General features: G+C 38.6%; 7 protein-coding genes. All 7 read right to left on the reverse strand.

Annotated features, from left to right (window positions below):
• Positions 1–4 precede the first annotated feature (4 nt).
• On the reverse strand, positions 5–3,319 hold the full coding sequence (locus WC743_RS05640) for a SusC/RagA family TonB-linked outer membrane protein (protein WP_373010871.1): 3,315 nt from the start codon (positions 3,317–3,319) through the stop codon (positions 5–7).
• A 301-nt stretch (positions 3,320–3,620) separates the two neighbouring features.
• Positions 3,621–4,403, reverse strand: a complete 783-nt coding sequence (locus WC743_RS05645) for a GntR family transcriptional regulator (protein ID WP_373010872.1) — start codon at positions 4,401–4,403, stop codon at positions 3,621–3,623.
• Positions 4,404–4,686: 283 nt separating this feature from the next.
• Complete coding sequence (locus WC743_RS05650; protein ID WP_373010874.1) at positions 4,687–5,397, reverse strand: SGNH/GDSL hydrolase family protein; 711 nt, start codon at positions 5,395–5,397, stop codon at positions 4,687–4,689.
• A gap of 58 nt (positions 5,398–5,455) precedes the next feature.
• Positions 5,456–7,918, reverse strand: coding sequence for a hypothetical protein (locus tag WC743_RS05655; RefSeq protein ID WP_373010875.1), 2,463 nt, complete (start codon positions 7,916–7,918; stop codon positions 5,456–5,458).
• A 133-nt stretch (positions 7,919–8,051) separates the two neighbouring features.
• Positions 8,052–9,557, reverse strand: coding sequence for a hypothetical protein (locus tag WC743_RS05660; protein WP_373010877.1), 1,506 nt, complete (start codon positions 9,555–9,557; stop codon positions 8,052–8,054).
• A gap of 85 nt (positions 9,558–9,642) precedes the next feature.
• Positions 9,643–10,878 (reverse strand): MFS transporter, encoded by a 1,236-nt coding sequence (locus tag WC743_RS05665; RefSeq protein ID WP_373010878.1) that lies wholly within the window; start codon positions 10,876–10,878, stop codon positions 9,643–9,645.
• Between the two features lie 37 nt (positions 10,879–10,915).
• Complete coding sequence (locus WC743_RS05670) at positions 10,916–13,168, reverse strand: GH92 family glycosyl hydrolase (RefSeq protein WP_373010879.1); 2,253 nt, start codon at positions 13,166–13,168, stop codon at positions 10,916–10,918.
• Positions 13,169–13,255: the final 87 nt, after the last annotated feature.

Here is a 13,255-nt window from a genome sequence, read left to right on the forward strand (position 1 = left end):
TGGTTTATAAAGTTAGGTTTAGTCCGAATATGTATGATTTACTTCTTGGGTATGCAGAATAATCCAAGCCGGGCGTAACCGGTGATCCATTTGCTACGTTTACTTCGGGGTCAAACCCTGAGTAGTTAGTGATTATGGCAACATTATTTAAAGTAGTATAAAACCTTAATTTTTGAATCCCGATTTTTGATAATAATTTCACATTAAAAGTATAACCTAACGTGATGTTATTGATTCTAAGGAATGATCCATCTTCCACCGCCCAGGAACTTAACGTATAAGCACCACTACCTTTCAGTGGTTGCCAAATATTGGCACCCTGGTTAACGGCTGCTAAAACATCTGGTGATTCACCAATTGCAACCTGCTTGCCACCCACGGTTGTTGTTGATTGTATAACGTTTCCATTATTGTCAATAGTCCGCCAGCGATTTGTCATCATATCCAACATATTGTTACTGCGGACAAATGCATTTGTAAACTCAATTTTATTTGCGTTAAGAATACTATTGCCATAAACAAAGTTCATAAATACACTTAAGTCAAAATTCTTATAAGCAAATTGTTGATTTATCCCGCCAGTAAATTTTGGATTTGCATTACCAATAATGGTCCTATCATTTTTTGAATCCACCTTACCATCACCATCTAAATCCTTAAATTTTATAGATCCAGGTTGAGGGACGCCGGCCACATCGATATTGGTAGGAACACCTGTTTTTAAGGAATAGATTTTAGTTGCAGGATCATAGTTGAAATCAGTAAGCTGGTAATAACCGTCAGTCATGAAACCGTACATTGAACCTACAGGCGCACCTACCTTTACAATATAGTCTGCCAGTTGCCCGGATATTCCCCATCCTGAATTTTGAGTATAATAGTTGAGGTTGGATGAAAGAGCTGTTATTTTGTTCCTGTTAAAAGCTATATTCAGGTTGGTGTTCCATTTAAAGCTTTTATTATTGATAATTCTGGCTATCACCTGAAATTCTATACCTCTGTTTTGTGTGTTTCCTACATTTTGCAATTGATTTGCATATCCAGACGTTGGTGAGATAGGTACCGGTATCAGCAAATCTCTCACATCATTTTGATAGGCATCAACAGTTAACAAAAATCTGTTTTGCAGGAAACCAAAATCTAATCCTATATTTTTAGAGGTGGTTGTTTCCCACCTCAGCTCCGGATTTGCCAATTTCGATACAAAATAACTTTGTTGCATTACACCATTTAATCCATAGGGATAAGCGGTGGTTACGAAATTAGAGCTATAAAGAAAATCCCCAATCCGGTTATTTCCAGATTCTCCATAACTTAACCTTAACTTCAGGTCAGAAATAAATGGCATCTTCTCCATGAATTTTTCTTGTGATATCCTCCAGCCTAAAGAGCCGGATGGAAAATACCCCCATCTATTATCCGCTGCAAATTTTGTTGAGCCATCAGCGCGTAATGTAAATGATGCTAAATATTTTTGTTTGAAAGCATAATTTGCCCGCGTGAAAAATGAAGCTGTTTTGTTCTCAGCAAGTAGCGAAGTAGGATAACCCGGAAATATGGTACCCAGGTTTAACTGTCCGATTGCTTTGTCTGACGTGATCCCAATTGGAAACTGTCGCAATTGGATATTAGATTGCCGGGTATTTACGCCGTATAACTCCTGGCCAACTAATACTGTTACTGAATTTTTTTTATTAAATGATGATTTTAAAGAGGCATTTGTGAATGTAAGAACATTAGAAAAATTTGTTGTTTTAACATCAGTATTAATTACGCCAACCATTGGAAGGTTGTTACCTCTCCCAAGCGCCGCTGGTGTATTTATGTCATCAAAAGAGTCTGCACCAACTGTGCTGTAAGCAAAACTACCTGTAGACCTGAAAGAAAGGAAAGGGGTGATGTTATAATTAAGATAGGCCCCCAAATTAAACCCCATTGTTGAATTCTTTCTGTATTCGGCACTATTTAGCGCAACCGGATTAATTAAGAAAGCTCCATTTCCCAACGCATTTGTTTCTGTATAATAGGCTGGGTCAAAATCATCGTCTCCGAGAGTTTTACTTAAGTTTAAAGGCTTATATCTTATTGTTTGCCGCAGCCGCGAACTTTGTGTAACACCACCGGCGCTCGTTCCACTCCCCAAAATATCTTGATCAGAATATCTGACTGTTATACCCGTTCTTAATTTGGAATTCGCCTGATGGTCAAATTTGAAATTAATGGCATTCCGATCAAAACTTGAATTTAGCATGATCGCATCCTGAATATTTTTTGTCAGGCTCAAATTGAATGTCGTAGTTTTAGTGCCTCCCGTAATGCTGAAATTATGGGTTTGCTGAACCGCGTTTTTACCAAACATCTTTTCCTGCCAATTAATAGGAGGAGTGTTTTTATAAACGGCAAGCGTATCCCATGTTTTACCATAGGTGTTTGCAAAACTCAATTCGTCTCCCGGATTACCGCGGCTTCGTTCGTATTGATATTCTACGAAATTATAAGGGTCCATAACGTTTAAAGTTTTAGCGATCTGGCTAATCCCTATAAAGCCATTGTAGTTCACCGCGGTCTTCATATTGCGGCCTGATTTCGTAGTTACAATGATAACCCCATTTGCCCCACGGGCACCGTATATAGCTGTCGATGCCGCATCTTTTAGAACATCAACTGATTCAATATCCTGGGGAGATAACCCATCAAGTCCGGATTCAACCTGTACACCATCTATAATATAAAGGGGCGAGTTATCTTGTGTTATTGATCCGCCACCACGAATAACAATATTTGCAGAAGCACCCGGGGCACCTTCAGATGTGGTAACCTTAACACCTGCGATTCTGCCAGTTAAGGCTTCAGTTGCTGAACTAACGGGGATATCTTTTAAATCATTGGCACTTACAGAAGAAACTGCGCCTGTTAAGTCTCTTCTGTTAATTGTACCATAACCAATTGTCACAACTTCATTCAGTGCTATGGAGGCAAGCTTTAGTTGAATAGTTAAGTTATCCTGACCATTCAGTTTAATTTCCTGTCTTTGATATCCGACATACGTAATTACAATGGTTGAATTAATTTTATCATTAACAACTATTGTAAAATTGCCATTAACATCAGTTACTGTTCCTTTTGTGGTACCTTTAAGGATAATGCTCACACCGGGCAGCGTTTTTCCCTCCTCGTCTATAACTTTCCCTTTAATGGGAACATCTGCTTTGATTATTTGTACTTGAGGTAAAGCGCCTGCGTAATTATAAATACTTGTTAGTGCCAACAAAATAAATAAAGACAATATCAATTGCCGGTTTAATAAGTTTTTCTTCATAAAGTTTATAATCTGGAGGTTATCGTTTATAATTGATATACCTAAGAGTTTTTTCTTTTGAAAAAAGGGTGAAGTTAATTAAGAATTCAAATAAGAATTTTCTAAGATTAATCGGGGGCCAACTCTTATTAAGGTCAATAAACTTGCATACGCAAATGCATTGTAAATTTGCTGGGGCTAATTTACTTGCTATTACTTCCATGAATAAATAATTGGCATACTAAATAAGGAGTGCGCAGGCTAAAGACATCGAATTTAACCAGATGCGATGAGCGTTAAATTTATTTAGAATTAGATAAATCTAATCTTTGTTTTTATCAAGGTTAAAGCTTGAAACAGACGAGTTGTATTCTGGATTTGCAATGATAGCAAACTTATATTTATCCCCTCTATAATAAGATCTTTCAATTTCTACGACCTTATCTTTACCACATAAAATAGCGCTATCTAAAATAAATACCGCGGTTTGCTTGTCAATATCAAAATTATTCAAAGCAGATTCTGGCCCCATAATATCAACACTTAAAGTTTGTTTTACATCCGTTATTTTAATACCATAATCACTTTCATAGGTTTTAAAATAAGATATTTCGGTTGGCAACCGGTCTATTTTAGGACATAATTTAAGCGAAATATAACGTGTTTCATCTTTCATCAAAATATCGTCAGCATAACGTAATTGATGAATTTTCAATACGGGCCCTTCAATAATAAAATGTTTACCAACTATATCAGAGGATATCCCATCCAACAAAATGGTTTTCTCCAGGATAATATTTTTAGGGGTAAAACCCTCTATTTTAAGACTTTCATCAAAGCCTTTTCTCGTAGAATCAATTGACCCCAAAGTCCTCAATAGCTGGTGCTCTGCTGTTCGGTTAAGCACATAAGTTCCTTTTCCTTTAATTCTTCTGGCCCACCCTTTAGATTCTATTTCTAAAAGGCATTTTCTTGCTGTTGTATTACTAATTTGATACGTACTTATTAGCTCGTTTTCCGACGGCACCTTATCACCCGGAAGCAATTCACCTTTTTTAATTCGGTCGATAATAGTTTCACTTATACTAATGAATTTGGGTAACATAGATTATCTGCAGTTGTAATTAGGTAAAGTTTAAAATAATTATTTGATTTTTAGAATAAATAATCCTATGCTTTTTTTGATTCAGTTTCTTAATTACTTTACCGCGTGTAAGGCAAATCGTTTATCCATATTTAATCAGGTATATTATCTTTTCTAAGTTGAGGCGCATCAGGTATTGCTTTTTGCCCAAGAGCAGCCGCAGAGAAAATTAATATGATTCCAGGTATATAAATGAGAAAATAGATTGATCTGAATTTCATTAATTTGTATTGATTGGAAGTGATTACTTATTAAACCATTTAAAAATTTCATTGGTAATAATTTCATGGCCCGCCAGGTTAGGGTGATTTACATAGGCCATGTATGGTGTTATGCTCCCGCCACTTCTTACCATATTTTGAAATACGCTGAAAGAGTCTGATAAACCAACGTGATATTTTTCGGCTAATGCTTTAATTTGCTCGGCATGGGCCTGTAAGCTTTTATCATCCGTTGCCAGCATGTTAACCCTTGTATCGGGGCTTGGTGTTAATAAAACAACTTTAACATGGTGTTTTAAAGCATCTTTTATCATTTTTTCCCAAGCTGCTTTTGCTGCTTCCAAACCAATATTTCTATCATTTAAAGCATAATCAATAAATAACACATCGGGTTTATGTGGCAGTACATCGGTATCAAAACGGGCTTGCCCCTTTACCGAAGTTTCTCCTCCTATTGCGGTCACAATCACATTAATAACAGCATAAGGGTATTGCGCTTTTAACTTTTTCAATAAAAGGTTAGGATATGATTCAAGGATATTTACTTCGTGATTTGCTCTATATCCGGCCGGTACTGAATGACCGTGAAATACCAAATTGATAGTTCTGTTGTTTGGCCATACCTTGTTCAATTCATCTTTTATGTTATTCAGATAATTTGATGAATCGGCCTTTTGCCCAAGGCAAAACAAGGTTTGAGCTATAAATAATACCAGGAAGCTTATTTTTTTCATAATTTTAATTTATTGCATCCGTAATAATTGTTGTCTTCTTTTGTGATTTGATACTCTGTTACCAGGCAAGGGATACAGTGCCGGTTACGTTCTTAATTACGTAGTTGTTCCCGTATCGCGCATCACCAACTTCAAAAGCCAGTTGGCCGGTTTTCCATGGATTAGCCGAATTAAGATAAGCCCTTAACATATCTGGTTTTATATGTTCGTCAGGAAACACCCTGAGTACCGCATTTTTCAAACCCTTGATCTCTATCCGCCTGCTGATATCTTTGTCCTCAGAGTATATCTCCTTTACAGAAACTATTCCCTGATTTTGCTCCAGAAATACGCGGCACTCTTTATGCCAGGCCGTTGGTAAATTATAGGTACTGTAGCCGTTCTCTATTCGGGTTTCAAACCCGGTAAGCAATGGCGCTCCTTGTGGAAATTTGAACAATTGCTTTACCGTGGTACCCGGAACATATCCTGAAAAATAATAGGCATTATTGCTACGGGCAATGGTTAAAACGGGATTGGTTATGGTTGGATCTTGTTTTTCAATAACGTAATTATAGCCCAATTCCTGCATAGCATAGCGCAGGTATATAGGGCCGGTAGCCCAAATAGCCGGGGCATCGGGTGTAAGTAGCTTGCCACCTGTAAAACTACTGGAATTGGTTCCTCTGATGTAAATCACTTTGCCACCTTTCCACTCGGGGCTCGCTACGCTCCAAACAACATCTCTTGTATTTTCATTTTGCTTATAGCTAACCAGCGCATGTGTGGATGTTTCCTTTCTATCTTTTATGATGGTGCTTATGCCTCCGCCAGAAAACACCAATTGATGAAGAATTTTCACCGGGTAAGGTTGTTCTAACTTGTCACTAATCAGGTTGGATTGGATTTGAAATTCTCCGTCTATTGGCATTACATTCTGGAGATTAAGCAATTTCAGAAATTTTTCTCCGGCGTGATCTGCGGGACCGTATATCATCAGTTTACCACCGTTTTTTACAAAACTGATTAGTTGCTCTTCCAATAGTGACCCGGCAGAAGGCACTACAGTTACCAATATAGATTGACTAAAATAACCAGGTTTATTATTTATTAAGTGGCTAAATGACGTGGTAGATATAACCGTGTTAAGTGGAAAACCGTTGTTGATGGCCTGTCTAATGAACCAATCACCGAAGTACACTTCCGGCAGTCTATTTTTTTGCTTTAAAGCCCAATCATGGTATTCGTCAAAGGGATAAACCCATACCAATGGACCGGGAGCGGTTGGCGCATCATATCGTGCTTTTAAAACATGGGGTATCACCTCATCGGGTACCTCTTTGGGGATATTCCCGTAGGAATTATCTATTGTCAGGAAATTTAAATGAGTAGGCAGGGAAACACGGCCCATTGAGTCAATCCGGCTAACAGCCATTGGCATATAAATATCATGCGGTTCGCCGCCATACCTGTCAAACCAGGGGCTGTTTACCCACCATGGATCCTGCACATAATACCTGAATACGTACCGGTTATCCGGCAGTTCAGAGATTCTTGACATATAACCCACCAGCTCCATACCAAAATCCCCGTCAAGTGCCGCCCAAGGCGAATTACAGGGAGGAAGGATATTAAATCCTCCTTTGTAAATATCCCTCAGATCCACACCATCCCGGGCAAGATCGGTGCCTGTAGATAAATTAGTACCTCTTGTTTGTATCTGGAAGTCCGGAGATTCTGCGCGGAAAAGTTTCCAAAAATTCAGGATTTTTGCTTTAACATCAGGTAATCTTTCTGGCTTAAATTCTTTCCCGTCAAATGTGGCACCTGTAGATGACCATCCCTCAATACCGAAACCCAGTCCATTACTAAACCATAAATAATCAAACCCGATATCCTTCAAAAAATGCTGGCTTTGCCTGCCGAAAAAAGTACCGAACGGGGTATTGGCAGGAATACCTTTAGGAAAACCGGCATATGATTCATGATCGGCATTTAACACAGCATAACAGCTTACAAAAGATTTGCCTCCCATGGCACTTCCTGCCAAAATTTCGGGATGTTTTTTATATTTAAAATCTGATTTCGCAAACTCCGGGCCAGGATCAAAGGTTGTACCGATTCTTACAATCTTTCCCGTTACCTGAACCCCTACTTCTTTTAGTGTTTTAACAATAAATTTCAAGTCGCCATAGGTGAAATTGGGTGGGTTTTCAATATACAGATAAGCCCTTTCATGCAGTGATAGTTCTTTCGGTCCTGATCCTACCGCATGTGCAGTATTGGGGTTTCCCATATACTTAGCCCATTCCAGCTGCTGGTTAGGTTTACCCTTGTAATCCAAAATTTCTGAACCATCCGAGGTCCAAAGCATAACAGAAACCGTATCTGTATGCCTTAGCAATGAATACCATTTGGTAAACATCTCTTTTGCCACACTTTTTATATAAGCCTTGTCATTTTTTTTAAATGGCTTTAAAGTCGTCTCCAGGGTTATATTATTAAAAGGCTTACCTTTTAAGGTGTCTATCTGCAATGCCATAGCGTTTAAATGCTGGCAAATAAAAATCGCTCCACATAGCAGAACCGGGATAATGGATCTTCTCAATTTATCAATCATTTTCTGTTCTTTCCAGGAAATTACTCCTTATACAACAGCAATATTAATCATCCTGTTACTTAACTATTACAGCTTCTATATTTAAATAATCACCAATTTTTTTTATGGTTTCTGCGTGATGCCCAATACCCAGCGCAAAATGATGTGTTGGTCCTTCTTTTACCCATTTTTTAAGAAAGGTACGCACATCAGGTTTAAAAAAGCCCCTGGTATTAGTGTTGCCGGTTGGAGGTATAGGTCCTTCAACTGATTCCCCTTCGGCAATAACAAATTTAAACTTTCCTTCATAGGTCGATGTAATACTCAACATGGTGATCGGTCCTTCTTTAATCTTAAACTCTACACCTGCGCCAAAACCCGGCTTACCATGGTATTTCTTTAAACTTCTTAATACCGGTTTTCCCTGTGCAATTGTAATATTATGAGGGCCGTCATGCCCAACCAGGATAAAGTTTCCCGTAAAATCAACCGGATGAAATTCCGCAAAGCTACCTCCAATGTTCAGGCGATCCATAATAAACATAGCTATACAGCATTTTAAATCTGATTCCCCGCACATCGGGAAGCCGGCGCCTGTTAGCAGGGAATTGCCTACAATCAGGTTGGTCATCACCTTGCGGGTATCGCTGTCATCTTCGCCTTCGTAATAATAGGCCAAACCGTCTAACTTTTTTGCTTCAACAAAGTTTTCCAGCGCTACGGAAACCCGGGCAGCTACTTCCAGATCAGAGTCCTTTAATTTTTCAGAAATAGGATCAGATACGGGATCGGGCGTATCGAAGAAATCAAGGATCCGCTTTTTTTCAGTTTCTATAGCCTCGGGGGCGGCCTCAGTGTATTTGCTTACTATTTCATTGGCCTCACATTGTACAATGTGCAAACCAAAATGAGCAGTAAGCATGGTTGCGTCTGAATGCATATCCAGCATCGCTTCAATAGGGTGGCCTATGTGTCCTATTCTGGCAGTTTTCAGATCGTGTAATACCCTTGCAATGTTGCAATATTCTGCTATCTCTTCTTCTGATTTAGGATCATCATGTAGTGTGCCAATAATCATGTCGGGCACTTTCTTTCCCATTCTTACCGCCACTCCTGCAAATTCAGGTAAAGCACATATATCATCATTATATAATTGCAAATGGGTGGATGCATTGTTATAGTCCAATGCTTTATCTGGCTGTAAAGCCACCAGTACTATAGGAACATCTAAGCTTTTAATAATCACACCGAACGTACTGGATGTAGCATAAGTAAGCATATCGCAAAAAACAAGATCGAGATTAGCACCTTTCAGTTTGGGTAATAATTCATAAGCGCCGCTTACATCGTCCACCATACCAAAGTCAATCAATTCCACTTTATTCTTGCTTACCTTTTCGAGGAATATCTCCTGCTTTTCTATCATCTGTTCATATAGGCCCTCAAACTGACTCCAATATTTAACATATCCCACACCAAATACACCTATCCGTGGAACCGTTTCAACACGACGTTTGATAACGGGAAGCGCCTGACTTTTTTTATCCTGTTCCGTAAGCAATTGCTCATCTAATTCACTCATAATTCAAGTTTAATATATTTCTAATTTGATTAACGCACTAACATTGATGATTCAATAGTATTCTGATCTTTATTCTTTACCGTTTTTAAATAGTTAGGGATCTGTTGACCTCTTTAATGAGACTTATTTTAGGAATAAAAACCGTTAGGATTATAAAAGCCAGTGGGTATAACAGACCGCAGATTATCCATAATGGATTATACGAATAATGCTGAACGATCCACCCTATAAAAGGATTGATCACTAAGCCGGAAATTGCTCCCGCGGTTCCTGATAAGCCAATCACTGTGGATGTACCACGTGCACCAAACATATCTGATATAGCTGTAATATAATTGGTGATCCAAAATCCATGAGCAAACAACAACAAACTCATTAAAGTAATAGCGAGTGCAACAGACGATACACTTTGTACCATTATAGCGGAAACTGTTAATAGGGCCGCAATGCCCATAACTATTTTACGGGCCTTATTCACAGAAACACCATTTTTGGTCAAACGGTCAGATATCCAGCCGCCAAGCATATTAGATAAACCAAGCGCCAGGAAAGGGATCCATAGCAAGTGCCCAATCTCATCAAAGGAAACACCTCTTTTTTCATTAAGATATTTGGGAATCCAAAACATGATGAAATAAAAAACCGGGTCGAGCAAAAATCTAATCAGTATAAAAATCAAAGCAGCTTTGTTACTTAATATTTCAATAAAGGAAAATACTTTTTCTTTTTTAACAGGAGTAACCCTTTCAATTTCTCCTTTCCTACTTTTCCAGGGAATCATTACCCAGGTGATCACCCAAACAATTCCAATTATGCCCGGTATGATAAAACTCCATCGCCAGCCAAATTGATTTGAGATTAATATGGTTAACGGAGGGGCCAACACAGCGCCCATTGCCGATCCCCCGATGGCAATTCCATTAGCCAGCGCTCTGTCTTTCTGATCAAATAGTTCACTCACCGTTTTTGCCGCCCCGGGGAAACATCCCCCTTCACCAATTCCAAGCAAAAATCTAAAAAACAATAGTTGGTAAAAACTACCAATTACGCCATGTAAGCCACTGGCAACAGACCATATCAATACGGAAAAACCTAAACCAATTTTACCGCCATATAATTCAGTTAGCCTGCCACCTATAGTAAACATTAAGGCATAGCTAATGAGAAAGCTGGTATTGATCATCCCGTATTGTACATCATTCAGGTTAAATTCCTTTTGAATTTTTATGATTGTGATAGACAGCACCTGCCTATCCAGAAAATTTAACCCGGTAGCAACAAAAACTAATATTAAAATTATCCAGTGAACTCTATTTTTCATGCTTTTTAAATGCCATTGTATTTCTGCGTGATCCTTATCAATTAGTACTGCTACCCGCTGGTTTATCTGTCATTAAAAAAACAAGCTTTCCTCCTTTAATTATTTCACTATGGCTGATAAAGAAGTCTTTTAATATCCTTCCATTAAATGTAACTGATTTTACGTATTTATTTTTTTCAGAAATATGATCAGCAATTATTTCCAGTGTTTTTGATTGGTTACCTGTGTTAAATGTCATACTGGTCTTAGGAAATTGCGGCGCGCCAATAGCATACATCCCCGATCCTGGGGTCACTGGATAAAACCCCATTACACTAAAAATATACCAGGCCGACATTTGCCCACAATCATCATTGCCATTAATACCCTGTGGCCTGTTATAATAGTTCTCCTGGGTTTGTTTCCTCACCAATTCCTGTGTTTTCCAGGGCTGCCCACAATAGTCATATAAATAAACATAATGATGTCCGGGTTCATTATTATGGGCATAATGTCCTCCTGAAAAATTCTGATCTAATTTGTCCGCAACTTTTTCATTTCCTCCCATCATTTTTATCATACCGGGAATATCCTGCATTACGCAAAACAAATAGGTCCAGGGGCTACCCTCGGTAAAGCTTTTCCTTTCATCGCCCCCCCATTCCCCATTTCGTTTTCGGGGAGCCATAAAGCCCGTCTGGTGATTGTATAGATTTTTATAGTTTTCAGACCATTTAATCAGTTTATCATAGTCATTGTGCTTGCCGAGGCCCTTAGCTACTTGAGCTACACAATAATCATCCAAAGCATATTCCAGGGTTCTGGAAACAGATTCAGCAGCCTTGTCCGAAGGTACATATCCCAAAGAATGATAATAACTTAAACCTATCCTCCCTTCAAACCCCTGCCATTCGTCTCTGTCGCCTCCCCATCTGGCTGTATCGTTATCAGGCGGGATCATCGCGTCTTTCCGCATAGCCTTATAAGCAAGATTGACATCATACCCTCTAAACCCTTTTACATAAGCATCGGCTATTACCGCATCGGCATGTGTGCCTATCATGATATTAGTTTCTGCCGGATTGGGCCACATGGGTAACCAGCCACCTTCCTTATACATTTGCAGCATAGATGTGATCATATCATTCACCCGTTCGGGCTGTGTAAATATGAGTAATGGATGTAAAGCTCTAAAAGTGTCCCACAGTGAATAGTCATTATAAGAAACCCCATTATGTATTTTGTCATCAAATGCACTGTAATACTTACCATATTCTGAAAATTCGCGGGGAAACAACATGGTATGGTACATTGCGGTATAAAAGATGGCCTTTTGATCTTCGGTAACCCCATCAACTTTAATCCGTTCTAAATTCTTCTGCCAGATGGCACGGGTGGCTTGTGTAACTTTGTTAAAGTCCCAATCCGGTATTTCCCTTTTTAAATTTTCTTTAGCCTGGTTTAGGCTCATAAAAGATGTAGCTATTTTAACTTTGATAACTTCGTTTTGCTTTGTTGCGAAGCTAATGTATGCCCCTATTCTTTTACCATACTGCTCTACCGATCTTTTAGATATAGTATCTTCATTCCAGGTTCCAAACCCGTTGATTTTTTTATTAAACTTTATAATAAAATACCCCTTAAAATTGGGGAGTTCGGGACCAAGGTTGTAAGCCGTCCTATCCGGATTGTATCCTTTAATTTCGTTATTTACTCTATCTATATAAATGTAACCTTTCAGTTTACCCCTTTTATTGGATCTGTTTTGTCCATCGTCATCCGCCGGATTTACATTAATGCCATGTATGATCAGATGGCTTTCGGCAGAAGCCGGATAAGTGAATTTCATAATACCACACCTCTCGGTAGCTGCTATCTCTGCTTTTATGGATGCACCCCGATCATTATTCATTTTTACGGAATAATAATAAGCTGTTGAAACTTCATCGCTATGAGAAAATTTCATTTTGCGTTGTTCGGGCAATACGGCAAGTTTACCCACTTGTGGCATCACCGATACATAACCATAATCACCCATCCAAACGGTTGGCTGGTGCGTAGCTATAAAACCATGAATGGTAGAATCCTCATAAACATAAGGCATAGCCTTCATTTTGTTTACGTGGGTTTGGGCAGTAAAGTTAGTCATGGCATAAGGTGGCCCTACACTTGGCATTGTACCTCCTTTGCCTTTAGCTGGTGTGCCAATCAAAGGGTTTACATAATCGACATATTGTTTTTTTTGAGCTAAAGTTTTTGTATTAGAGAAAATAGAAGCCAGTAAAAATATAGGTATAACGTATTTCATCATTTTCTTTTCAATATCAAAACATCTTTCGCAAATTAACCCTTGATGCTTTTTTTACTTAGATGATTTTCATTCATAAAAAGGGTGAAT

The sequence above is a fragment of the Mucilaginibacter sp. genome (assembly GCF_041660805.1).
Lineage (GTDB): Bacteria > Bacteroidota > Bacteroidia > Sphingobacteriales > Sphingobacteriaceae > Mucilaginibacter.